This window comes from uncultured Alistipes sp. (assembly GCF_902388705.1).
GTDB lineage: Bacteria > Bacteroidota > Bacteroidia > Bacteroidales > Rikenellaceae > Alistipes.
Genome location: NZ_CABMQJ010000018.1, coordinates 1 through 24,182 on the forward strand (window position 1 = coordinate 1; position 24,182 = coordinate 24,182).

17 protein-coding genes and 1 tRNA gene are annotated in these 24,182 nt (G+C 58.9%); 10 read left to right on the forward strand and 8 right to left on the reverse strand.

Features of this window, described 5'->3' with window-relative positions; translation table 11 throughout:
• Nucleotides 1–153: 153 nt before the first annotated feature.
• The 3 genes from QZT71_RS06535 (at nt 154) to QZT71_RS06545 (ending at nt 3,032) form a co-directional block, all read left to right on the forward strand.
• A complete protein-coding gene (locus QZT71_RS06535) occupies nt 154–738 on the forward strand; it encodes an HdeD family acid-resistance protein (RefSeq protein WP_295914096.1) in 585 nt (194 codons plus the stop codon).
• 232 nt (nt 739–970) lie between these two features.
• On the forward strand, nt 971–2,491 hold the full coding sequence (locus tag QZT71_RS06540; protein WP_295914097.1) for an arylsulfatase: 1,521 nt from the start codon (nt 971–973) through the stop codon (nt 2,489–2,491).
• 151 nt (nt 2,492–2,642) lie between these two features.
• Nucleotides 2,643–3,032: a hypothetical protein gene (locus QZT71_RS06545; RefSeq protein WP_295914100.1), complete on the forward strand. Its 390-nt coding sequence runs from the start codon at nt 2,643–2,645 to the stop codon at nt 3,030–3,032.
• Here the strand turns inward: QZT71_RS06545 and QZT71_RS06550 are convergent.
• The 8 genes from QZT71_RS06550 to QZT71_RS06585 form a co-directional block, all read right to left on the reverse strand.
• Entirely contained in the window at nt 3,019–3,405 is a 387-nt protein-coding gene (locus QZT71_RS06550; protein WP_295914102.1) for a DUF488 domain-containing protein, read from the reverse strand. The two genes, QZT71_RS06545 and QZT71_RS06550, sit on opposite strands and share 14 nt — an antisense overlap.
• Nucleotides 3,406–3,517: 112 nt before the next feature.
• Nucleotides 3,518–3,667: a hypothetical protein gene (locus tag QZT71_RS06555; protein WP_295914105.1), complete on the reverse strand. Its 150-nt coding sequence runs from the start codon at nt 3,665–3,667 to the stop codon at nt 3,518–3,520.
• 64 nt (nt 3,668–3,731) lie between these two features.
• Nucleotides 3,732–4,316, reverse strand: a complete 585-nt coding sequence (locus QZT71_RS06560) for a sigma-70 family RNA polymerase sigma factor (protein ID WP_295914107.1) — start codon at nt 4,314–4,316, stop codon at nt 3,732–3,734.
• A gap of 330 nt (nt 4,317–4,646) precedes the next feature.
• Nucleotides 4,647–5,579 (reverse strand): cation diffusion facilitator family transporter, encoded by a 933-nt coding sequence (locus tag QZT71_RS06565; RefSeq protein ID WP_295914110.1) that lies wholly within the window; start codon nt 5,577–5,579, stop codon nt 4,647–4,649.
• A gap of 3 nt (nt 5,580–5,582) precedes the next feature.
• Nucleotides 5,583–6,413: an SGNH/GDSL hydrolase family protein gene (locus QZT71_RS06570; RefSeq protein WP_295914112.1), complete on the reverse strand. Its 831-nt coding sequence runs from the start codon at nt 6,411–6,413 to the stop codon at nt 5,583–5,585.
• A gap of 133 nt (nt 6,414–6,546) precedes the next feature.
• Complete coding sequence (proS, locus tag QZT71_RS06575) at nt 6,547–8,031, reverse strand: proline--tRNA ligase (protein ID WP_295914114.1); 1,485 nt, start codon at nt 8,029–8,031, stop codon at nt 6,547–6,549.
• A gap of 98 nt (nt 8,032–8,129) precedes the next feature.
• Nucleotides 8,130–9,869, reverse strand: coding sequence for a transporter (locus QZT71_RS06580; RefSeq protein WP_295914116.1), 1,740 nt, complete (start codon nt 9,867–9,869; stop codon nt 8,130–8,132).
• 19 nt (nt 9,870–9,888) lie between these two features.
• A complete protein-coding gene (locus QZT71_RS06585; RefSeq protein ID WP_295914120.1) occupies nt 9,889–11,019 on the reverse strand; it encodes a hypothetical protein in 1,131 nt (376 codons plus the stop codon).
• 273 nt (nt 11,020–11,292) lie between these two features.
• On the opposite strand from QZT71_RS06585, the gene QZT71_RS06590 reads away from it, so the two are divergent.
• From QZT71_RS06590 to QZT71_RS06620, 7 genes are all read left to right on the forward strand, one after another.
• Nucleotides 11,293–11,382, forward strand: a tRNA-Ser gene (locus tag QZT71_RS06590).
• Between the two features lie 931 nt (nt 11,383–12,313).
• Nucleotides 12,314–13,621: an IPT/TIG domain-containing protein gene (locus tag QZT71_RS06595; protein ID WP_295914121.1), complete on the forward strand. Its 1,308-nt coding sequence runs from the start codon at nt 12,314–12,316 to the stop codon at nt 13,619–13,621.
• Between the two features lie 33 nt (nt 13,622–13,654).
• Nucleotides 13,655–16,756 carry a TonB-dependent receptor gene (locus QZT71_RS06600; RefSeq protein WP_295914123.1) on the forward strand — a complete coding sequence of 1,034 codons (3,102 nt, stop codon included), beginning with the start codon at nt 13,655–13,657 and terminating at the stop codon, nt 16,754–16,756.
• Nucleotides 16,757–16,786: 30 nt separating this feature from the next.
• The gene (locus tag QZT71_RS06605; RefSeq protein WP_295914125.1) at nt 16,787–18,787 is read left to right on the forward strand and encodes a RagB/SusD family nutrient uptake outer membrane protein; all 2,001 of its coding nucleotides are present in this window, start codon (nt 16,787–16,789) and stop codon (nt 18,785–18,787) included.
• Between the two features lie 22 nt (nt 18,788–18,809).
• The gene (locus QZT71_RS06610) at nt 18,810–19,802 is read left to right on the forward strand and encodes a DUF1735 domain-containing protein (RefSeq protein WP_295914128.1); all 993 of its coding nucleotides are present in this window, start codon (nt 18,810–18,812) and stop codon (nt 19,800–19,802) included.
• 18 nt (nt 19,803–19,820) lie between these two features.
• On the forward strand, nt 19,821–21,203 hold the full coding sequence (locus QZT71_RS06615; protein WP_295914129.1) for a DUF5005 domain-containing protein: 1,383 nt from the start codon (nt 19,821–19,823) through the stop codon (nt 21,201–21,203).
• 71 nt (nt 21,204–21,274) lie between these two features.
• Nucleotides 21,275–24,163, forward strand: a complete 2,889-nt coding sequence (locus tag QZT71_RS06620; protein WP_295914132.1) for a discoidin domain-containing protein — start codon at nt 21,275–21,277, stop codon at nt 24,161–24,163.
• Nucleotides 24,164–24,182 lie beyond the last annotated feature (19 nt).

Consider the following 24,182-nt stretch of genomic DNA (forward strand, 5'->3'; position numbering starts at 1 on the left):
TGCCGAGCACGACCGCGCCGGCAGCGGCAAACCCGCCCGGCGCAACGACAGGATACAGCACCCCGCCCGCTGTCACTCCGGACATTGGCGCAGCCGGGCGGCGGCACCATTCTGGTATGCAAATTGCTCTCGAAGAGGGAAAATCCGTATGCTATGGAAAATTTCTCTTCTCTGATCGAAAACTCGAAGCAGGCCGTGCGTTACTGGTGGCTGCTGCTCATCATCGGCATCGCCCTGTTCGTCGTCGGCATCCTCGTATTCGTCTACCCCACCCAGAGTTATCTGGGCATGTCGCTCCTTTTCGGATGGCTGATGCTGGTTTCGGGTATCCTCGAAGTGGTGCTCTCGTCGGCCAACAAACATTTTATCACGGGCCGCGGCTGGATGATGGCCGGAGGTATCATCGAAATCGTGCTGGGCGTCATCCTGATCTTCAACGTCGCGCTTTCGGCCGCCACACTGCCGATATTTCTCGGATTCTGGCTGATGCTGCGCGGATTCAGCGCCATCGGCCTCGGCGGCGACATGAGCGCCATGCAAATCGCCGGCTCGGGCTGGACGGTTTTCAGCGGCATCCTGCTGCTGCTCTGCTCGCTGTGGATACTCTTCCAGCCGCTCGTGTTCGGCACGACGGCCGTTATCGTCTGGGTCGGCATTTCGCTTCTCTTCGCGGGAGTCGCCGCCTGCTCGCTCTCGTTCCAACTGCGGCAGGCGCACCGCTGCCTCGGCAACCGGTAAGGGCCAATACCCGGCAACGGAAAGCCTCCTTGATAAAAAGGGGGCTTTTTTCATGCCCCGGCACCAGCGAGGGTTCCGGCGGCATCCGCCTGTCCCGGGGAAAAACGTCCCGGAAAAATTCGTCGTCAATCCCTTGCAAAGCCCGAAAATTTTCCATTCAGCATACTTTTGTTTCTTATTTTTTATTATTTTTGCCACAAAGAAAACAATAACCCAACTAAAAACAACCCGTATGAACAAAACACTTCCCCGAACACTGCTGGCGGCCGTCCCGGCGCTGGCCGCTGCCGGATGCAGCGAAGCCCCGGCACCACGGCCCAATGTGATTTTCATCCTGATGGACGATGCGGGCTACGGCGACTTCGGCTGTTACGGACAACAGAAAATCGAAACCCCGAACATCGACGCCTTGAGCGAATGCGGCGTCCGCTTTACGGACATGTACTCCGCGGCCCCGCTCTCTTCGCCGGCGCGCTGCGGGCTGCTCACGGGACGCCATGCCGGGCACGCCCAGATACGCGCCAACGACGAAATGGAGTGGCGGGGCGACGTCTGGAACCACGAAGCGATGCTCCGCGACTCGACGCTCGAAGGGCAGGCGCCGCTCGAAGCAGGCACCCCGACGCTGGGCTCGGTGATGCGCGAGGCCGGCTACGCCACGGCGATGATCGGCAAATGGGGCGTGGGAGGCCCCGCGACCGAAAGCACGCCCAACAAGATGGGTTTCGACACCTACTACGGCTGCATCTGCCAGCGGCAGGCGCACACCTACTATCCGCCGTTCCTGTGGCAGAACGACCGCCGCGTCTACCTCGACAACGAACTGCTCGCCCCGGGCACGCCGCTCGACGAAGGGGCCGATCCCTACGATCCGCGCAGTTACGACAAATACACCCAGAACACCTACAGCCCCGACGTGATGTACGACCAGGTGCTGGAGTTCGTGAACACCAACCGGGAGCGTCCCTTCTTCCTGATGTGGACTACGCCGATTCCCCACAGTCCGATGCAGGCCCCGGACGAAGAGGTGCAGTATTACGTCCGTAAATTCGGCGACGAAGAACCCATCGAAGGCAAGGGTTACTTCCCGTCGCGCTGGCCCCATGCCACCTATGCCGCGATGATTACCCATTTCGACCGCCAGATCGGCGGACTGGTCGCGGAACTCAAACGGCTCGGCATCTGGGAAAACACGCTCATCGTCGTCACGAGCGACAACGGCCCGGCGTCCAACTCCTGCTCCTCGAGCGAGTGGTTCGACAGCGCGCATCCTTTCCGCAGCGGCAAGGGCTGGGGCAAATCGTCGCTGCGCGAAGGCGGCATCCGCATGCCTTTCATCGTGGCGTGGGGCGACAGGCTGCGCCCCCGGGTGAGCGACCATGTCGGGTATTTCCCCGACGTCATGCCCACGCTCTGCGAGCTGGCCGGGGTCGAGGCCCCTGCTACCGACGGCATTTCGTTTCTCCCGGTGCTCGAAGGGCGCGAGCAGCCGCAGCACGAGTACCTCTATTGGGAATTCCCCGGCAGCAAGGGCTGGGTAGCCGTCCGGTGGGGCGACTGGAAAGGATTGCTGCGCCGCGTAAAGGAGGGCAACGACCGCTTCGAACTCTACGACCTGAAGAACGATCCCCGCGAAGAGCACGATCTGGCCGCGCAGCATCCCGAAATCATCGACCGGATGTGGAATTTCGTTTCGGCCTCGCATACCGAACCCGCAAACCCGAAATTCAGGATGGAGATAAGCCGCAAATAACTCTCCGGCCCGCGACGGACAACACCGAAAAAAGCACGGCATCTTTGCCCAAAGCACCCTGCGGGGTGCTTTTTTTGTACCCTGCACCCGCGGCACCCATTGGCGATTGGCATGATTTTATCCTACCTTTATCGCACAAAACAATGTCCACATGAAAAGCATCGTGATTTCAGCCTTTGCCGCCGCGGCACTCACCGCCTGCGCGGCACAGGGCGGCAAAACCGCCGCCGCAAACGCAACGGCCCGGCCGGCGGAAACGGGAAAAGCGGAGAATACAACGATGTGCGGGGGATATACCGGCCAGCGCCCGCTCCAGGAGCAGGAGAAGCAACTCTTCCGCCGTGTAACGGATAAGCTCGTCGGCGTGCGGTACACGCCCGAAAGCGTGGCCACCCAAGTCGTCGCCGGCACCAACTACCGTTTCGTCTGCATGGCCGAAACAATCGCCCCCGAGCCCGAAACATTCCGGGCGGAGATCACCGTATTCCAGCCGCTGCCCGGACAGGGCGAAGCCCGCATCACGGAAATCAGGCGTTTGTAACCTCCGCCGCGGCATGCGCCGTCGCGCGTTCGAGGTACTCCTGCAATATCAGCGCATGGTTCTCGGAGGCATTTTTCGAAGCATACAGCAACGTGACGGTATCTTTGTCGGCGATATTGCGGACAAATTCCCGCACGGCCTGCGAGCCGCGCAGCTCCTCGGTGTATTTGCGGCGAAACTCCTTCCATCGCCCGACGGGGTCGGCATGGAACCATGCGCGCAACTCCGGTGCAGGCGTTATCTCTTTGGCCCACAAATCGTAATGGAGTGCCTCCTTGCGGATGCCCCGCGGCCACAGTTTATCGACCAGCACCCGGTATCCGTCCCCGGGGGCAGCGGGTTCGTAAACCCGCTTGATTCTTATTCGCGTCATCGCTGTCTGTTTTCCCCGGAACGCCGCAAAAAGCAGGCCCGACAGGGTCCTCCGAATGCGTTTTCAAAATGAAGGGCGCCTCCCGGCGCCCTTCCCCATCAAAAATTAACCCTTAAAAATTATCCCCATTCTGAAAAACTTCCGAGAGGTAGTGGTGAAGATAGTAAAGTTCTGCGTCACCCTGAATTACCTCCCGCATCAGAAGATCTTCTTCATCGGAGATGCCGTCGTCCGAAACTTCGTTTTTGTCAATATCCTCCATAGGCATTTATTTATTTGCTTTGCTGATAATAAAACGCCGCTCCTGTGGAAATATTGTGCGAAGATCAGCACAAAACCATATTTTTTTCTTTAATCATCCGCCGCAGGTTGATAAGCGCATAGCGCATGCGCCCCAGCGCGGTATTGATACTCACGTCGGTCTGCTCGGCAATGTCCTTGAAACTCAACCCGGCGAAATAGCGCATCATCACCACCTCGCGCTGCTCGGCCGGCAGCAACTCGACCAGGGCGCGCACGTCGCGCTCGATTTGCTCGCTGACCATCGCATCCTCCACGTTCCGCTCCGCGAAACGCAGCGACCCGAGTACGTCATAGCCCGCTTCGGCCTCGGTGACGGCCTTGTTCTGCCGCTGGGCGCGGAAATAGTCAATCACCTGGTTGTGCGCAATGCGCAGCACCCACGAGAGGAACTTCCCGTTGTCCGTATAGCGGCCGTCGTCGATAACGCGAACGGCTTTTATGAATGTTTCCTGAAAAATGTCCTCGGCGACGTCACGGTCTTTTACCATCATGTTGATGTAGTCGCGTACGCGGCGACTATGACGTTCTATGAGCTTGGATATGGCACTCTGGTCACCCGAGAGGTAGTGATTAAGCAATACCTGGTCACTTAATACTTGTGCGTTCATACTCTTTTCTCCTAATTACAGTTAAAGAGTAGAATTTTTCCCGATAGGCAATCCTTTTTTAAATTGTGTGTCGTTGATCTTATTCGTTCGGGCCTTTTAAAACCGGTTTTTCCGGAGCCTTAACGGTGGCAAGATAAATACTTTTTTCCGAAAAACCAAATTTCTTTCTACTCTGCCGGATTATTCCGGATTTATTTTCCGGCTTGCATGAATACAAAATCCGTGCCACAATCAGGCTGAAACGTATTTCACCCGTTATCCCCCGTTAAGGCGAAACGACTGATCTGGCAGGTCGAACGGACATGCTTTCCCGGAGATTAAATAGGGCCGTCAGGCACCTTCGACGGTTTTTCCGGCAGCGGCCGGTTTGACGGGTTCCACATGGATGGAAATCATCGTACCGGCACCGAAACGGGCGCGCAGGCGGCGCTCGATGTCGACGGTCAGCTCGTGCGAGCGGCTGACGCTCATCCCCCCGTCGACGCGCACGTGCACCTCGACGGCAATCGAAGCGCCGATACGTCGTGTGCGCAGGTTGTGCGGCTCCTGCACCTCGGAACTCGCCGTGACGATTTGCAGGATCTCCCGTTCGACGTCGTCGGGCAGCGAACGCTCGAGCAACTCGCCGAGCCCCGTGCGAATCAGGTCGAATGCGATTTTGAAGATAAAGACCGCCACCACCAGCGCCGCAATCGGGTCGGCGATGCGCCATTTATCGCCCAGGAAATAGGCGCAACCGATCCCGGCCAGCGTGCCGAGCGACGAAAGGGCGTCGCTGCGGTGGTGCCAGGCATTGGCCACCACGCTCGGGCTATCCACAAGGCGCCCCTCGCGAATCGTATAGCGGTAGAGAATCTCCTTGACGGCAATCGACACGACAGCCGCAACCAGCGCCACGGCGCCCGGCCGGGGCAGCAGCCCGCCCTCGACGACGATGCGGATGGCACGGACGCTGTTCAGGAGGATGCCCGCGCCGACGGCGGCCAGCGCCAGGCTGATGATAATCGTGGCGAGCGTCTCGTATTTCCCGTGGCCGTAGTCGTGCCCGTCGTCCCGGGGTTTGGCCGAAATCTTCGCAAAGGCAATCACCACCACATCGGTCGCCATGTCGGAGCAGGAGTGCACCGCATCGGCCACCATGGCCCCGCTGCGGCCCACGATGCCCGCGACGAACTTCAGCCCGGTAAGCAGGAGGTTGACGACGAACCCGATAAAGGTCACGCGGTATATTTTGCGTTTGCGGATTTCAGCTTCGGCAGACATGGGCTATTTGAAATTTGCAGGATACGACAACAACCGGTATGCCAACGCCTTCGCCATTCGGTAATGCCCTTCGGCATTGGGGTGCAGGCGGTCCGTGTCCCCGTCATGGAAATAACGGGTATGCGCCCCGGCATTCGGATAAAGTCCGCAGATGCTGTTCAGGTCGATGACAGGGACGGCCCAGACGTTCGCAGCCTCTTTGATAACATCCACATATGCATCCACATAAAGCCCGAGCCGGTTGGGAAAGGACTCGTCGGGCTGGATATTGTTGTCCCCGAAACAGGCATATCCCCGGTGCACAGGCGTCAGCAGAATCACCTGCGCGGCCGGGAAGTTCTCCTTCAGATAGGACATCACCGCATTGATGCGGCCGCGGAATGTCCCGCCGTCCATTGACGGGCTTCGCCTCTCCCGGGTTTCCGTACGGAGGCCGGACACCCTGACGGGCACGCTTTCGGTCGTATACCATTCGCCCAGGGGCGTCCCGGAGTTATAGTCGTTCGTACCTGCAAAAATCAGGATGGCGTCGATATCGTCGCCGCACCCGGCCTTGAGCCTGGCGCACTGCCCCGGCAGGTCGCTCCACTGATGGCCGTTGACTCCATACACGAACGGCACCAGGCCGAGCATCTCCTGCAGGTACTGCCAATAATTTTTAGTCGTGCCGACGTGCGCCTCGTCGGTAATCGAATCGCCCAGAAAGGCAACCTTCCTGCCGGCCCACTGGTTTTCCGCAACCGCCTGCACGGGAACCCCGTCCCCGGCACAAACCGGGCACGGTGCGCAGACGACGGTTATCCACACCGCAAACAACAATACCGAATATCGCATACTTCCTGTAATTTACAATTCAACATCCGAAAAACCACGGCCCGCATTGCATCCCGGGCCTGCAAAAAAAACGGGCGAACAGAATACCGACATCCATTCGCCCGTTGCCGGCGGGAACACCCGCCCGGATAACTCAATAGCTGCGGGCGAAGAGCACGCGGCGGTGCGAGGGCTTGCCCGAGAAGACGCACGTGCCCTCTTCGGCGGGCGCGTCAATCGGAATACAGCGAATCGTAGCCTTCGTGGCCTCCTTGATCGCCACCTCGGTTTCCACTGTCCCGTCCCAGTGCGCGAGGATGAAGCCGCCCTTCGTGTCGAGCACTTCCTTGAACTCCTCCCACGTGTCGACCCGCGTAATCATCGACTCGCGGTAAGCCAGCGCCTTCTTAAAGATATTCTCCTGGATTTCGGTCATCAGGCCCTCGATACGCCCGACGAGCCCCTCCTGCGAAACGGTCTGCTTTTCGAGCGTATCGCGGCGCACCAGCTCAATCGTGCCGTTCTCCATGTCGCGCGGGCCCATCGCCAGACGCACGGGCACACCCTTGAGTTCGTACTCGGCGAACTTGAAGCCCGAGCGGACGTTGTCGCGATCGTCGATTTTCACGCTGATGCCCTTCTCCTTGAGCTGTCCGGCAATCGACTCGAAGCGGGCGCGAATTTCGGCCAGCTGGTCGTCGCCCTTGTAAATCGGAATCATCACCACCTGAATCGGCGCGAGTTTCGGAGGCAGCACGAGGCCGTTGTTGTCCGAATGGGCCATGATGAGCGCCCCCATCAGGCGGGTCGAAACGCCCCACGAAGTAGCCCAGACATATTCGAGTTTGCCCTCCTTGTTGACGTACTGCACATCGAACGCCTTGGCGAAATTCTGCCCCAGGAAGTGCGACGTACCGCTCTGCAGCGCCTTGCCGTCCTGCATCAGCGCCTCGATGGTCAGCGTATCCTCGGCGCCGGCGAACCGCTCGTTGGGCGATTTATGTCCCACGATGACCGGCACCGACATCCACTCTTCGGCGAATTTCTGGTATACGTGAATCATCTTCGTAGCCTCCTCGACGGCCTCCTCGCGCGTGGCGTGCGCCGTATGCCCCTCCTGCCAGAGGAACTCGGCGGTACGCAGGAACAGGCGCGTACGCATCTCCCAGCGCACGACGTTCGCCCACTGGTTGCAGAGAATCGGCAAATCGCGATACGACTGAATCCAGTTCTTATAGGTATTCCAGATAATGGTTTCAGAGGTGGGGCGCACGATCAGCTCCTCTTCGAGTTTGGCATCGGGGTCGACCACGACGCCCTTGCCCTCGGGGTCGTTTTTCAGGCGGTAGTGCGTCACCACGGCGCACTCCTTGGCAAAGCCCTCGACATGGTGCGCCTCTTTCGAGAAGAACGACTTGGGAATAAACAACGGGAAATAGGCGTTCTGGTGTCCCGTCTCCTTGAACATCTTGTCCAGAGCGTCGTGCATCTTCTCCCAGATGGCGTAGCCGTAGGGTTTGATGACCATACATCCGCGTACGGCCGAATTTTCGGCCAGTCCCGCTTTCACGACCAGATCGTTGTACCACTGCGAGTAGTTCTCGTCCGACTTCGTGAGGTCTTTGAGTTCCTTTGCCATATATATCCTGATTTTTATTTTTGTTTCAGCCTGCAAATATAATAAAAAAATAAAGGTTCGTCCCTACGAACGAACCTTTATATTGTGCAGGAAACCCGTCAGAAGCGGAAGCCGAGCGTCATGGAGATGTAGTGGCGCTTGAACTTCGTGTTATAGAGATCCGTCGTGCTGACAAAATCCCCCGTGTCGTTGCTCCGGGTGTAGAACAAGTAATACCGGCTCTGCTTGTCGGTCTGGTTCTGATAAACCACGTCAAGCGATACCGTACGGGAAAGCGTAACGCCCACACCGGCCGAAAGATAATAACTTTCCGTATTGAGCGGCATCTCATAGGCCAAAGATTCATCCTTGAGCATCGACGAGGTGTACCCCCCGCCCAAGCGCAGTGCGAGTATCGGCAACGGCTTCACTTCAACGCCCGCGCGCACCGTATTGGTACCACAGAAATTATTCTTAAACTCCGTCTTATAATAGCCCGGCCCGAAATCGGCCATATCCGGCACATTCTTCACACGAATGCCATTGTACCAGTCGCGCTCGTAATCCACCGACACGATGGCGAAGCTGCCGAACGTATACGAAGCGCCGAACATCAGGCGCGAGGGAGATACGAAATCCCAGCTGTCGCTGCCCCCGTCCCGGACACCGGGAGCAATCGGATGCACGACCTCACCCGGAGCGTTGAGGTCATTGTTGTCGAGCACCTCCGTCTCCACCTCCGCATCGTACGTGCGTTCAAGCGAATAGAAAGTCGGTGTATGGAATGCCACTCCCAGGCGCAGGGCCGGCGTAGGCCGCACGATTACGCCCAGTTTGAAATTCACGCCACTGCCGTCGAGCTTGACACGCTGCCACAAATCGGCGTAGCTCAACTGATGTCCCAGCACATTGCCGGCGGCATCCGTTGCAAACCCGTCCGTACCGTTAAAATAGCCGTAATCTTCGGCATACGTGATTTCCGTACGTTTATAAACGCTCTGTATACCCAATGTCGCACCCAAATAAACGATGTTGTTGAAATTCGCCCCGAAGGAGAGGTCGAATTCATTGATCGACCCGGTGTTAAGCACATTCATGGAACGCTGTATCGACGCATTGTCCCCGATAAAGCCACGTCCCCACCGGCCGTCGTTCCCGACCTCGATCATCGCCCCCTTGTAGCCCAGGATGGCAGGCCAGAAATAAGGGCCGTAATTGTCGATATTCAACGGGCCGTTCGGGCCGTCCTTACCCGGTTGGGGCATGACGGGCTGCCAGCCTCCGGGAGCATTCACGCCCTTCTGCAACTGGTCTGAAAAGGCATCCGCAATGCTGTATACCAATCCATTGCCCGGACTGTAACGCACATCCGACGAATAGGAGTAGTGCGAATTGAAATCGGCGATGCGGTTCATTCCGAAGCCAATCGTCACACTCGTCAACGCCCCGTGCGCATTTTCAAACACATTTAAAGCGGCACCGATATTAGCCAACGCAAACCGCGATTTCGAATTCCCCGAACCGGAAAGCTGCCCGGGCATCGTTCCCGGAGTCGTGGCTTTAGCGATGGAAACAATCGGCGTGAACGAGAATTCACTATGTCGGTACATACCAAGGCCCGCCGGATTGAGGGACATCGATACCATATCGGCTCCCAACGAAGTGAAGGCGCCACCCATGGCCATCGACCGCGCAGTGCCGAAATTTTGCGGACGGGACAATGCTGCAAATTCCCCGGTCGTCATGATATCGTGGTTGAACACCGCGCCGCCGAATTCATAATTCGGAATCTGGGCCTGCAGCGGCACAACCGCCGCACACGCCGCAACGAGTGCGGCAATATTTATAATCCGTTTCATAATTCGTATCTTTCGTTAATTAACGACCTCCGTAACTGCGTCCGCCGCCGCCCGAAGAGCGTCCCGACGATCCGCTGCTGCCGCGTGACGACGACCCGCTGTTGTAGCTGCTGCTACTGCCGCGATTGTTGTTATAGCTGCTGCCGCGATCCGTATTATAACTGCTGCCGCGATTGTTATTATAGCTACTGCCCCGGTCGCTGTTGTAACTGCTGCCCCGGCCGCTGTTATAGCTGCTGCCGCGATTGCTGTTGTAGCTGCTGCCCCGGCCGCTGTTGTAACTGTTACCGCGTCCGCTGTTATAACTGCTGCCCCGGCCGCTGTTGTAACTGTTGCCCCGGCCGCTGTTATAGCTGGTTCCGCGTCCGCTGTTGTAACTGTTGCCACGTCCGCTGTAACTGTTGCCCCGACCGCTGTATCCATAATAACTGCGCGGCCTGTATCCCGTATAATGGTGGTCATGCCAACCGGGTCCCCACCCCGGGCCCCAGCCCGGACGCCATCCGGGCCCCCAGTGGGGATGTCCCCAGCCCCACCACGGGTCGTACCACGAGATACCGAAGCCCCAGTTCCAGCCACTCCACGCATAGCTGGGATAGCCCCACCACGAGGGAGAGTAGTTCCAGCCGAAATACCAGCCGCCGTAATAGGGCGAACCGCCCCACGTCCCGAACATCGAGGTGATGTATTTGGGCTCCACCCAGACCTGGTCGCCGGAAATAATGATATTGTAGAATGCCGGATCGTAGGCCGTGGCATACGTGAACGCACTGCCGTAGCGGAAGTTGTAGTAACTCGACGGCATCCTGTAGGTCGGCGACTCGAAGCCCCTCAAACGACGGGCGTAAGCACTTTCGTAGTCGTCGGCCAGGATATCCTCGTAGGGATTCGAATTGTAGGTGTAATAGCCGTTCTCGGCTGCTGCGGCCTCCGCCTCCGCGAGGCGAGCCTCCCACTGGGCCCTGCGGGCTTCGGCAGCGGCTTTTTCGGCTTCGGCCTTGGCCTGCTGCTTGCGGGCGATGGCTGTTTTATCGTGCAGGGCGTACAAATCGTCGTTGGAATATCCCGACGACGCGTAGTAAGCCGACGAACAGCCGGCCAGCCCCGCGGACAGGATAAGGGTTGCGATTAAAATTTTCAACTTTTTCATAGCGCACATGTTGTTTGCGTTAGTTCTTTTTTCATAAACGAAAACCATACCGATTTTAGTATCGTTTCCTTTTATATAAACGGGCGGGCGGCACCGATACTGCATTCCCCCGCTTGTTACAAAGATAGGAATTATTTGTCAAACGCACGAAAAAGACCGGTTATAGCACTTTTTTTCCTACGTGCAGAAAAATTTTTCACACGAAAATGCCGGGAAATAAAAAATATGTCTATATTTGCAGTCCCAAACGAAAGGTTTTTCGCGCGGGCCATTGGAGAGATGCCGGAGTGGTCGATCGGGCCGCACTCGAAATGCGGTGTACGGGCAACTGTACCGGGGGTTCGAATCCCTCTCTCTCCGCCAGGGAAGCGCCGCAAGGCGACAACAAAACGCCGAATCCTGCAAGTTCAAGTACTTGCAGGATTTTTTTCGTGGATGCAGCCAAAAACAGCCAAGGATCGGCATAAGAACAGGTAGTTAAAAATCTACTGCCGACGGGAAGTTCGTTCGCTGCTCGACAAAACCCGAAGTCGTACCCGAACTCCGGTACCGGAACAGGCAACGCGTTATCGTCAGTAAAGGGCATTCCGCAGAAGCCGAGCAAATCGACGACCAGCCACTGCACTGCACTTCACCTCCCGGCTCCGGGAGATAACCGGTAACTCCAGAAACGCGAGTCGTATGTGACAGCCGAGATATTCCGGAATTATTTCTTCGGACATACCACCACAGAGCACACGCTACTGGGGACATTAAGCAGGTATCCGCCCACCGGCAGCTCTAATTCCCATTTACCAAAACGGCAGACAGGCCACCAGCAAATACACTTATAATCAATACGTTGTATTTATAATCAAACTAACATACATCTCATTTCACCTCCGTGGCCTTGAATTCCTCGTGCAATATAGATAGCTTTGTATAGCACTCCCTAAAAATTCCGGACGGGCCGAAAACCCGGACGAAACTTGCGAAACGAATGAACCCGACCTGTCACTTTTCAGAGGAACCCCTGACGGAGATCATACGCCCTTTCCGGGGCGGCGTGAGGTTTGTCCACGCCGCTGTCATACGTTCTGTCCCCTGCCCGGCCATACCGGACAGGGACGGCCTACACGCCGTATTCCCGCTGACATATCCCGACTGGAGGAGCCATCATAAACAAACCCTGCACTAACCTTATTTATATATAACTATATAACCTAATAAAACCAACATTTATGAAAAACTTCTACCGAACATGCCGGTTGCACATGTGGCTCGCCTGCCTGACAGCAGGCATCGGGCTGTTATCGTGTTCAGACGGCGAAAGCGAGGGGGGGGGAATTCTGGCTATCGGCCCGACCGCCCTATCGAACTCGAATCGTTCTATCCTAAAACCGGGCCGATAGCGACCCAGGTCATCATCACGGGCAAGAATTTCGGCACCGACGCCAAAGCCCTCAACGTCTATTTCAACGAAAAACGCGCAGCCGTCATCTCATCCACAGGCGACCGTATGCTCGTCCTCGCGCCCAAACTCCCGGGCGAAGAGTGTGTCATCTCCGTCTCCGTCGGCGAGAACGAAGAGAACAAAGTCCGGTTCGACGAACTGTTCGACTACATCATCCAAACGAATGTTTCCACGATTGCCGGCGGTACGAAAGGTACTACCATGCCCGAAGGCACCACTTCGCTGATCGGGGCGTACTTCTCATCGAAACCCGAATCGGGGATCGCCGTCGACAAAAACGACAACCTCTTCGTGCGCTTCAGCATAGACGACGGCGGCAAGCACCGCGTCTACATGATGAGCGAGGAGGCCGGGAATATCAAAGTACTCAACGATTTCGGCATCCTGGTCACCGGCATTCTCCTGAGCCCCGACCTGGTCACCGGCAACATCTACTGGTACCACGCCAACATCGGCAACAAGGGTTACGGCTATTTCGACCCCGTCGCCGACTATGCCAACACCAACGCGGGGGACATCAAGTGGGATCGCGACCTGTTCTACACCAACGGTGATTTCGCCCCCGTGTGGAACGCCATCCAGACATTCACGATGTGTCCCGCCGACAACAAATTCTATTTCTATACCAACGAGGGCGTAGTAGCCCGCTGGGATCCCGCCACGGGCAAAGGTGAAAACCTCACGCCCCCGAACCGGTTCATAGACTCCCAGGGCGACATCATGGGGTTGGTTTTCGACCCGCGCGACCCCAACATCGTCTATTTCGCCAACCAGGGGCACCATTGTATCTACAAGCACGACCTCGCGGCAGGCACCATCGAGGTCTGGGCCGGCCGTAAAAACACGGCGGGACACCTGGACGGCCCACTGACCGAGGCACAGTTCAACAATCCCCGCCAGATGTGCGTCGACCCGGAAGAGGAGGTCATTTATGTAGCCGACAGCGAAAACCATTGCATACGCAAGATCGCGCTCTCGAACGGCTACGTCTCCACCTTCGCAGGGACGCCGAAATCTTCCGGCTACGTGAACGGCCCCGCCTCCTCGGCCAAATTCAACAAACCCATCGGGCTGGCCATCACTTCCGAAGGCGACCTCTACATCGGCGACAGCGAGAACTATGCCATTCGCCGCGTAGCCATCGAATAAGCAGGTCCATCCACCCACACAACCCCAAAAGACATGAAGCGATTTCTATTGATATGCGCCTTTCTGTCCGCCTTCGCGGTGCAGGCCGGCGCCCAGAACAAGCAACAGCCGACGGTCGAGGTGAACGGCCTGATCGTCGATTCCAACAACATCCCCGTCGTCGGTGCCACGGTCTATGTCAAGGACGAACCCGGCATCGGATCCATCTCCAATTCGGAAGGACGGTTCAAACTCACCGCCAAACTCTACAATACGCTGGTCGTATCGTTCGTGGGCTATGAAACAGCCGAACAGATCATCACCTCGGCGGCCGACGTCAAGATCACCCTCAAGGAAGGAAACGAAATGGAAGAGGTCGTCGTCGTCGGCATGGGTACGCAGCGCAAGGTCAGCGTGACGGGTGCCATAGCCGTGGTCGACACCAAAGACCTCGAACTGCCGGCGACGAACATCGTCAACACGCTCGGCGGTCGCGTCCCGGGCGTGATCTCGATCCAGTCGAGCGGCGAACCGGGCCGGAACATCTCCGAATTCTGGGTGCGCGGTATCGGTACGTTCGGCGCCAACAGCGGTGCGCTCGTACTGATCGACGGCCTGGAAGGAAACCTGAGCCAGATCGACCCGGCCGACGTCGAGAGCTTCTCGGTACTCAAGGATGCCGCCGCAACAGCCGTCTACGGCAGCCGCGGTGCGAACGGCGTGGTGCTCGTCACGACCAAACGCGGTAAGAAAGAGCAGCTCAAGATCACCTTCCGCTCGAACTACACCATTTCCGAACTGCGCCGCCTGCCCAAATACGTGGGAGCCACGCAATATGCCGAAATGGCCAACGAGGCGGCCGTGGCATCGGGCATGAGCCCTGTCTACGACAATACGCAAATGGACATCATCCGCTACGGCCTCGATCCCGACCTCTACCCCGATATCGACTGGCAGGACGTAATCCTCAATCCCACGTCGTTCCAGCATACGCAATACATCAGCGCACAAGGCGGCGGCAGTATCGCCCGCTATTTCGCCAGCCTGGGCATGTCCCAGGAGAGTTCGGCATACAAGAGCATGAACGACAGCAAATACAACAAGGGCGTCGGGTACGATACCTATAACTTCCGTACAAATATCGACATCAACCTCACGAAGACCACGCAGATTTATCTGGGTGCCATGGGTTTCATGTCGGTGAACAAACGTCCGAGCATGGGCAAGAAGTACAGCCGCGCCGACCAGTCGCTCACCGACTGGATCTGGGATTCGCAGTCCAAGACCACGCCGCTGATGTACCCGCTGCGCTATTCGAGCGGCGAACTGCCCGCCTCGGGCACCGACAGCGACATCCCGCCCCACGTACTGCTCAACTACACGGGCAATACCGTCGAGAACAAAAGCCGCACGCTCTTCAACATCGGCATCAAGCAAGACCTGTCCATGGTCACCGAGGGGCTGAGCGTCGAGGCCACCGGTTCGTGGGATTCCCAGTCGCTCTTCGGCGAAAGCCGCTACTCCATGCCGGCGCTCTACCTGGCACGCGAGCGCAACCAGCGGGGCGAACTGATCCTTTCGGAACAGGTCACCGAGGCCTCGGTACAGTACAATTCCGAAGCCTGGAACTGGCGTAAACTCTACTTTGAAACCAAGGCCAACTACGACCGCGCCTTCGGACACCACCGCGTGGGCGGCCTGCTGTTATACTATCTGGAAAGCACCACCGAATCGGGTGCCGACAGTTCGATGAATGCCATCGCCAAACGCTACCAGAGCCTGTCGGGACGTTTCACCTACGGCTTCAAGGACACCTATTTCCTCGACGTGAATTTCGGTCTGAACGGCTCCGAGAACTTCCAGAGCGGCAAACAATACGGGTTCTTCCCGGCCGTGGCCGTGGGCTGGGTTCCCACGCAGTACGAATTCATGAAACAGCTCAAATGGCTCAACTTCATGAAAATACGCGCCTCGTACGGTTTGGTGGGCAACGACCGCATCTCCAACATGCGTTTCCCCTACCTGACGATCATCGAGGAGAAGAGTGACACCACGCCGTGGGGCGGTTCGGGCGTACTGACCGAGAACCGCGTGGGCGCCGACAACCTGGCGTGGGAGAAAGCCAAGAAATTCGACATCGGCATGGACCTCCACCTCTTCGACAACCGTTTCACGATGTCGGTGGACTACTTCCACGACCGCCGCGAGGGCATTTTCCAGCAGCGGGCCCAGATTCCCGACTACGTAGGTGTCATCACCATGCCCTACGGGAACGTCGGCAGCATGACCAGCTGGGGCGGAGACGGTAACTTCGAATATTTCCAGCCCATCGGTAAAAATTTCCACTTCACCCTGCGCGGCAATTTCACCCTGTCGAAAAACAAGATCAACAACTGGGAAGAGGCCATGCAGCCCTATCCCTACCTGAGTAAGACCGGTTTCTCGAACGACGTACAGCGGGGATTCATCTCGCTGGGGCTTTTCAAAGACCAGCAGGATGTGGACATGAGCCCCGAGCAGTTCGGCACGGTGCGCCCGGGCGACATCAAATACAAGGACGTGAACGGCGACGGCGTGATCACCGACGACGACCAGGTACCCCTGTTCGCCTACTCCGGAATCCCGCAGTTCATGTACGGGTTCGGCGCCGAAGTCCGTTACAAGAACTGGACGCTCAACGTCCTGTTCAAGGGTACGGGCAACAACTACTTCCTCTACGGAGACAAGGACGGCTCGAAATTCGACGGATACATTCCGTTCAACGGCGGATACAAAGGCAACGTCATGGCCCTGGCCTACGATCCCGCCAACCGCTGGACGGCGGCCGACTATTCGGGCAACCTGGCCACCGAAAACCCCGACGCACGCTTCCCGCGACTCTCCTACGGCAAAAACACCAACAACACCAAGCCTTCGACCTTCTGGAAAGGCAACGCCCGCTACCTGCGGCTTCAGGAGTTGAGCCTGAACTACAACCTGCACACCCCGGGGCTGCGTAAGGCGCTCGGCCTGCAATCCATCGACTTCCAGATCATGTGCGAGAACCTCGCGGTATGGGACAGTGTGGATATCTTCGACCCGGAGCAGGCCATGAAGACCGGACATGCCTACCCGATCCCGCGCCGCTTCTCGCTGCAGATTTACCTGAACTTCTAACCCGAGTCCCTCCAAAGAACACAAACGACCATGAAAAAATCATTCATCATACTGCTCGCCCTCGTCGCCGGCCTCGCCACTTCGTGCGACTTCCTGAACGTGGACGACTACTTCGAGGACACCTTTTCCGAAGAACGTATCTTCGAGAGCCAATACAACATCGAACGCTATTTCAACGGAGCGGTGAACCAACTGCCGAAAGAGGGGCGCATCTACTACTGGTGCAGCGTTCCCGGCGCCACCGGCTCGGACGAGGCGGTCAGCTGCGGGACATTCTACAACGGCATCCTGGACGTCTCCTTCCCCGGGACCGAACTGACCACCGACAAGATCACCTACACGGCGACGGGCGGCTGGGACTGGAACTTCAACGTCTGGCCAAACTGCTACAAGGTCATCCGCAAGGTGAACACCATCCTGCCCCACATCGACGAGGTGCCCGACATGAACGCCTTCGACAAGATGGAGTTCCGTGCCCGCGCACGCTTCCTGCGCGCCTACGCCTACTACTGGATACTCCAGAACCAGGGCCCCATGATCCTGGTCGGCGACCAGATTCTCAACACCAACGAAACGCCCGACTACTACCAGCAGGAGCGGAGCACCTACGACGAATGCGTGGATTACATCTGCTCGGAGCTGGAAGCCGCAGCGGAGAACCTCGCGACCGAGCAGCCGCTGGATCTCTTCGGAAGCCCGACCAAAGGCGCCGCACTGGCACTGGCCGCCCGTCTTCGCCTGCAGGCCGCAAGCCCGCTTTTCAACGGCGGGAATGCCGCACGCCGCTACTTCGGGGATTTCAAGCGCAAATCCGACGGTGTACACTATGTCTCCCAGACTTATGACGAACGCAAGTGGGCCGTGGCTGCCGCTGCCGCCAAACGCGTCATAGACCTCGGCATTTATCGCCTGCACACGGTAGCGGCCGACGAATACACGCTGGCACTGCCCTCGAACGTTCCGTCTGCCCCCTTCCCGGCAGGTGCGGGCGGCATCGACCCCTACCGCTCCTATTCGGAAATGTTCACCGGTGAAACGACGAACGTGACCAACCCCGAACTGATCTGGGGTACGACGCAGAACATCACCGACCAGCAGGACGTCATCTTCCCGCTCAAGCTGGGCGGCAACAGCTCGGTAAGCATTCCGCAACGCATCGTCGACGCCTACCGCATGGCCGACGGCCGCGACATCGGCAACGCGAGCGCGGAATACCCCTACGAAGACCGTCCCTACGACCAGAGCTGCGTAACCACGGCAGACAAGAGGCTCTCGAAAAACTACACCCTGCCCGGCGGTACGTACAAGGCCTATGAAAACCGCGAACCGCGCTTCTATGCGAGCATCGGCTTTTCGGGCACGCTGTGGAAAATGGAATCGACCACCTCGGAAGAGATGAAGAACCAGATCGTCGAATACTACAACGGAGCCAACGCCGGCAAGAACCAGGCGGGTGTAAGCAACATCTACAACCTGACGGGATACACCTGTTATAAGTACGTCCACCCGCGCGACGCCCGCACGGGCAGCAACGCCCGCACGGTACAGAAGACCTTCCCGCTGATCCGCTATGCCGAGATCCTGCTCTCCTATGCCGAGGCGCTGAACAACCTCACGAAGACCCACGAAGTCAACGGCGAGAGCTATTCGCGCGACCAGAATGCCATGGCCGAGGCTTTCAACCAGGTGCGTTACCGCGCCGGCCTGCCGGGCGCCGAAGCAAACGAGCTCGTCGACGCCACGACGTTCAACAAGCTGATCCAGCGCGAACGCATGGTCGAATTCCTTCACGAGAACCGCCGCTATTACGACATCTGCCGGTGGGGCATTTTCGAGGAGCTGGAGCGCGAACCGCTGACGGGACTGAACGTCGAAGCCGGGAAATGGGAAGGGTTCTACGCCCCGACCATCATCTCGTACCGCACGATCCGCGAGCGGACGTTCAAATCCAAATACATGTTCATGCCGCTGCACCGCGACGAACTGCGCAAGGTGCCGAGCCTGGACCAGAACCCCGGCTGGGAAAAATAGTCAATTCCTAAAAATTCAGAAGATGAAAGCATTCAGCAAAATAACGATCCTCGCCGCCGCGGCCGCCTTCCTGTGTTCCTGCGAAATGGAATACTACAAGGAAGAGCTTTATCGCAAGGAGATATTCATCGTCAGCGGCGAAAACAACATCCTCGGGCAGGAGTTCGAATACGACGCGGAAGGCTGCGAAGGGAAGCTGGCCATCTACGCCAGCGGCACCACGGGCCTCGACGAGAACGTCACCGTGAAGCTCGGGCTGGACTACGAGGCAATCGGCGAGTACAACAGGCGCAATTTCGATACGAAATTCGAGGACTACGCCATGGAGCTCCCCGCCGAATACTATACGATCGACCCCATGAGCGTCGAAATGAAAGCCGGCAGCAATTCGGTGCTGCTTCCGATCAGCGTGAAGACCGAGGGGCTGCTCCCCGACCAGACCTACTTCATCCCGCTGCGCATCGAATCCGTATCGGCCTACATGCCTTCGGCCACGAAGAACTTCGTACTCTTCGAGATCCTGCGCAAGAACGACTACGCCACGACCAAGAGCGACACCTACTATACCATGACCGGAACCACGCAGACCGGCTGGATCGTCGACAACATCTTCGGCTCGAACACGCGGCGCCAGGCGATCAACTCCTCGAAGCTCGTCACGCCCGTCGGCGCGCACTCCGTGCGGATACTCCCGGGCGCCACGGCCGCAAACGACATGACCACGACCCGCAACAACAGCCTTCGCGTGACGGTCGACCCCGAATCCTGGGTGAACGTCCCCGTCTATGTCGAAGGCGAACTCACGGAAGAGGTCGTCCCCATGCAGAAGGTAAGCATAACCCCCTACCTCGACAGCCAGGACGCCATCCATGTCTCCGTCTCGCCGCGGGACGTATGTTCCTACGACCCCACGACCGGAACTTTCTACCTCTACTACCGCTACCAGCTGGCTTCCGAAAACGGCGGGAACACCTGGCACGAGGTACGCGAGACGATGACCCGCGCACAATACTAACTTTTATCGCAACGAACCATGAAAAGAAATATCATAGCACTCTGCATAATCGGCCTGTGCACGGGCTCCCTGTCCGCGTGCAACGACTTCGACAATCCGGCGATCCCCTACGACGAGACGCCCGAGGTCTCCCCGGCGCCGGCCCCTCCCACCATCGACCCGTCGTGGAACCTCGTACAGATGCCCGACGAAGGGGGTCAGGATCCCCGTGTCTTCGTCTATAAGGACAAGAAATACGACGCACTCTTCACCCGTACACTGGGCTGGAACGGCGGCGACGGCGTGCTCACCACGGCACTGCCCGACGGCAATGTCTTCTGGTCTTTCAACGACAGTTTCTACGGCGTGGTGGACGGCGAAACCCGCGCCCGGGGCGGTTGCAGCTTCCCCCGCAACAGTCTGATGATCCAAAAAGGGGCGACGATCGCCTCAGGGCGGGAAACCGATGACGACCTGGTATGGCTGGCCGACTACGTACAGACGGACAACCCCTCGGGCGACCGCTACTACCAGGCCCGCACCCATATCCGCCATCCGAAGGCCTCGCTCTCCGACGCCGAGATACAGAAGGGGGAGATCGACCAGGACTACTGCTACTGGGCAGGCGACGCCGTCGTGTACGACGACCCCGCACACGGAAAGGTATTACAGATGCTCTGGACGGGCGTGGAGCCCGGTTCGCTGAAGAACATCGACGGATGCCTGCGGGAGTACAGCCTCGAAGGCGAACCGGGCGACGGACGCTACATGTCAGTGCTCTCGACCGACTACAACTTCAAATCCGACGGCCTGGGATACGGTTCGACCATGTTCGAGGATACGGAAGGGGGACACATCTACCTCTATACGACCAAACAGGTGAACCTGGTTTCGCGCGTGCTGGTGGCCCGCACCGAGACGCTCGATCTGGGCAGCCCGTGGTCATACTACATCCGCGACCTGAGCGGCGAATACCAGTGGCAGGCCGGCGTACCGACCGACGACGAGATGGAACGCTCCTACATTACCACCGAATCGGGTTCGATGCCGTGGGTCTTCGAGAAGGACGGCACCTATTACATGTGCATGGAAGCCTTCCCCTTCGGGCGCGACATCCACATTTTCCGCAGCGAAAAGCCCTACGGCCCCTTCACCGAGCGCAAGCTGCTCTTCACGCTGCCCGCGACGCTCGACAAACTCGGCAGTCCCTACCACCAGCGTTGGTACATGATCAACCTCCACCCGGCGCTCTCGCGCCAGGGCGAGCTGGTCTTCTCGACCAACAGCGACCCGGCCAATTTCTGGGATAACTTCAACCGTGTCGGCAGCGCCGATTTCTACCGTCCCTACTTCTTCCGCGTGTATAACTGGGAGCACGTTTACGACTCCGACGACGATTCCGGCACGGGAACGGAAGAATAGCTATCCGCACGCACTCCGCTCCCCGCCGGAGCGGAGTGCGTACCCTTCTCCGTCCGAAAAAAACGTACGCCATGATGAAACGAATTTTCGCATTCTGCCTTTCGCTGCTCGCCGCCGGCATCAGCGCACAGGAACGCATCCCGCTCGACAGCCGCAGCGGACATATCCGCTGGGAAGTGCAGCCTGCCGACGGCGGCGGACTGCCCGCCGTGCCGGCCATCGTGCCGGGCTGCGTCTTCGCATCGTATGTCGCGGCCGGCGTCGAAGCAGACCCCGATTACGGCGACAACGCCTACCGTGTGGACAAACAATTATACGACCGCGATTTCCGCTACACGGGACTCTTCCGTACGCCCCCGGCCGGCGAAGGCCGCACCCTGTGGCTCCATTTCGAGGGGGTCAACCGCAAGGCCGCGGTCTACCTCAACGGGCACCTGCTGGGACGCCTCGACGGCTTCATGCAACAGGGTGCCTACGACATCACCCGGCTCGTGGAACCCGCGGGGGAGAACCGCCTCGAGGTCGAAGTCGAATGGGTGGGTTACCCCGTGCCGAACTTCCGCAGCCCGACCTACATTTCGAGCGCCGGATGGGACTGGATGCCCTATGCGCCCGGGCTTTTGAGCGGCATCACGGACGATGTTTACCTCGCATTCTCGGGCGACGTGCGTATCCTCGAACCGTGGATCCGCACCAAGGTTCCCGACCGCGACCGCGCACTGATCGAAATCCGCACCGATTTGGAGAACCGCTCGGACAAAGCCTGCGAAGGCGTGCTGCGGGGCGAAATACAGCCCGGGGGTATCGCCTTCTCGCAACCCGTCCGCCTCGAAGCGGGCGAACGGAAGACCATCCGGCTCACGGAGCGCGAAGTCCCCGGCCTGGCGGTGGAGCATCCGCAGCTATGGTGGCCCAACGGCCTGGGCGATCCCGCGTTATATGCCTGCCGCATGCGTTTCGACACCGACGGACGCGAATCGGATGCCCGGACGGTGACGTTCGGAATCCGCGAATACGGCTACGAATGGCGGGACGGCATCTTCCGGCTGAAGATCAACGGCGAACCGGTCTATGTCAAAGGCGGCAACTGGGGCATGAGCGAATGGCTGCTCCGCTGCCGCGGCGAGGAGTACGACACCCGCGTCGCACTCCACCGGCACATGCACTTCAACATGATCCGCAACTGGATCGGCTCGACCACCGACGAGGAGTTCTACGATGCCTGCGACCGCCACGGCATCATGGTGTGGGACGACTTCTGGCTCAACTCGCACCCCAACCTGCCGCACGACCTGGCGACATTCCAGCAGAATGCCGTGGAGAAGATCAAACGGCTGCGCAACCACCCCTCGATCGCCGTCTGGTGCGGCGACAACGAAAGCGTACCGCAGGCCCCGCTCGACGACTGGCTGCGCGGCGACGTCGCCCACTACGACGGCGGCGACCGCCTCTACCAGTCCATATCCAACGCGCAGGGGCTCTCGGGCAGCGGGCCGTGGGCCAATTTCCACCCCGGCTGGTATTTCACCGCCCACCCAATACCCTACGGCTACAAGGGACGCCCGGCATGGGGTTTCCGCACCGAGATCGGCACGGCCGTCTTCACGACGTTCGAGAGTTTCCGCAAATTCATGCCCGAGGAGTCGTGGTGGCCACGCAACGACATGTGGGACAAGCATTTCTTCGGCAAATCGGCAGCCAACGCCGCGCCGGACAAATATTTCGAGACCGTGGCCGAAAACTACGGCGAAGCGAATGGTATCGAGGATTTCTGCCGCAAGGCCCAGTTGCTCAACCTCGAAGTCAACAAAGCCATGTACGAAGGCTGGCAGCACCACCTGTGGGACGACGCCACGGGCATCATGACCTGGATGAGCCAACCGGCCTATCCGTCGCTCGTATGGCAGACCTACGACTATTACCTCGACCCGACGGGCGCCTACTGGGGCGTGCGTAAGGCATGCGAACCGGTGCATATCCAGTGGAGCCATGCCGACAACTCGGTGAAGGCCATCAACACGACGCGCGACGCGATCGAAGCGACGGCCACGGCCCGGGTTTACGATCTCGACGGGCGCCTGTTGCCGCAGTTCACCCAGCGACTCAAAGTTTCGCTCGCGGCCAATGCGGCCCGCGATCTGTTCGACCTGAACTTTTCGGAAGGCAACCTTGCCCGCAACCGGCCGGTGAAGGCTTCCTCGTCCTCGCCCGACGGCGACGGCGCCGCAGCACTGACCGACGGCAACGACTCGAGCCGCTGGGCCAGCGAGTACAGCGACGACCAGTGGATCGAGGTCGACCTGGGCGAACGCCGCACCTTCACCGAGGTCGTGCTCCGCTGGGAAGACGCCCACGCCGCAGCCTATAAACTGCAACTCTCGGACGACGGCCGCAGCTGGCGCGACGTATACGAAGCACAGAACGCCCCGGGCGGCGAGGAGACGATCCGGCTGCCGTTGCAGCAGGCCCGCTACGTCCGGATGCTCGGGCTCCGCCGCGCCACGCAGTGGGGTTACTCGCTCTACGAACTGGAGGTCTACCGTCGCGATGCGAAGGCGCCGAAACTCTCGCCCGTGCATTTCATCCGGCTGGAGCTGACCGACCGCGACGGACGCCTGCTCTCGGACAATTTTTACTGGCGCGCCGCCCGCCGCGGCGACTACACGGCGCTCAACACGCTCGCCCCGGCCAGGTTGCAGGTACACACGCGGCTGTTCACCGAAGCAGGCCGCAAGGTCATCCGCACGACCGTCCGGAACATCGGGCGTTCGGTCGCCTTCGCTGTGCACGTACAGCCCTACCGCCAGTCGGACGGCGAACGCATCCTGCCCTATGTGGCCGATGACAACTATTTCACCCTCATGCCGGGCGAGAGCCGGCAGCTCGACCTCGAATTCGACGGCTCGCTGCTCCCCGACGACCGCTATACGGTCCGGGCTGAAGCTTACAACCGCCAATAAACGACCAGCCAACCCCTTG

What these genes read in the sequence shown, in the direction of transcription:
- QZT71_RS06535 (WP_295914096.1), top strand. Translation starts at nt 154, where the DNA reads ATGGAAAATTTCTCTTCTCTGATCGAAAACTCGAAGCAGGCCGTGCGT.
- QZT71_RS06540 (WP_295914097.1), top strand. Translation starts at nt 971, where the DNA reads ATGAACAAAACACTTCCCCGAACACTGCTGGCGGCCGTCCCGGCGCTG.
- QZT71_RS06545 (WP_295914100.1), top strand. Translation starts at nt 2,643, where the DNA reads ATGAAAAGCATCGTGATTTCAGCCTTTGCCGCCGCGGCACTCACCGCC.
- QZT71_RS06550 (WP_295914102.1), bottom strand. Translation starts at nt 3,405, where the DNA reads ATGACGCGAATAAGAATCAAGCGGGTTTACGAACCCGCTGCCCCCGGG.
- QZT71_RS06555 (WP_295914105.1), bottom strand. Translation starts at nt 3,667, where the DNA reads ATGGAGGATATTGACAAAAACGAAGTTTCGGACGACGGCATCTCCGAT.
- QZT71_RS06560 (WP_295914107.1), bottom strand. Translation starts at nt 4,316, where the DNA reads ATGAACGCACAAGTATTAAGTGACCAGGTATTGCTTAATCACTACCTC.
- QZT71_RS06565 (WP_295914110.1), bottom strand. Translation starts at nt 5,579, where the DNA reads ATGTCTGCCGAAGCTGAAATCCGCAAACGCAAAATATACCGCGTGACC.
- QZT71_RS06570 (WP_295914112.1), bottom strand. Translation starts at nt 6,413, where the DNA reads ATGCGATATTCGGTATTGTTGTTTGCGGTGTGGATAACCGTCGTCTGC.
- proS (WP_295914114.1), bottom strand. Translation starts at nt 8,031, where the DNA reads ATGGCAAAGGAACTCAAAGACCTCACGAAGTCGGACGAGAACTACTCG.
- QZT71_RS06580 (WP_295914116.1), bottom strand. Translation starts at nt 9,869, where the DNA reads ATGAAACGGATTATAAATATTGCCGCACTCGTTGCGGCGTGTGCGGCG.
- QZT71_RS06585 (WP_295914120.1), bottom strand. Translation starts at nt 11,019, where the DNA reads ATGAAAAAGTTGAAAATTTTAATCGCAACCCTTATCCTGTCCGCGGGG.
- QZT71_RS06600 (WP_295914123.1), top strand. Translation starts at nt 13,655, where the DNA reads ATGAAGCGATTTCTATTGATATGCGCCTTTCTGTCCGCCTTCGCGGTG.
- QZT71_RS06605 (WP_295914125.1), top strand. Translation starts at nt 16,787, where the DNA reads ATGAAAAAATCATTCATCATACTGCTCGCCCTCGTCGCCGGCCTCGCC.
- QZT71_RS06610 (WP_295914128.1), top strand. Translation starts at nt 18,810, where the DNA reads ATGAAAGCATTCAGCAAAATAACGATCCTCGCCGCCGCGGCCGCCTTC.
- QZT71_RS06615 (WP_295914129.1), top strand. Translation starts at nt 19,821, where the DNA reads ATGAAAAGAAATATCATAGCACTCTGCATAATCGGCCTGTGCACGGGC.
- QZT71_RS06620 (WP_295914132.1), top strand. Translation starts at nt 21,275, where the DNA reads ATGATGAAACGAATTTTCGCATTCTGCCTTTCGCTGCTCGCCGCCGGC.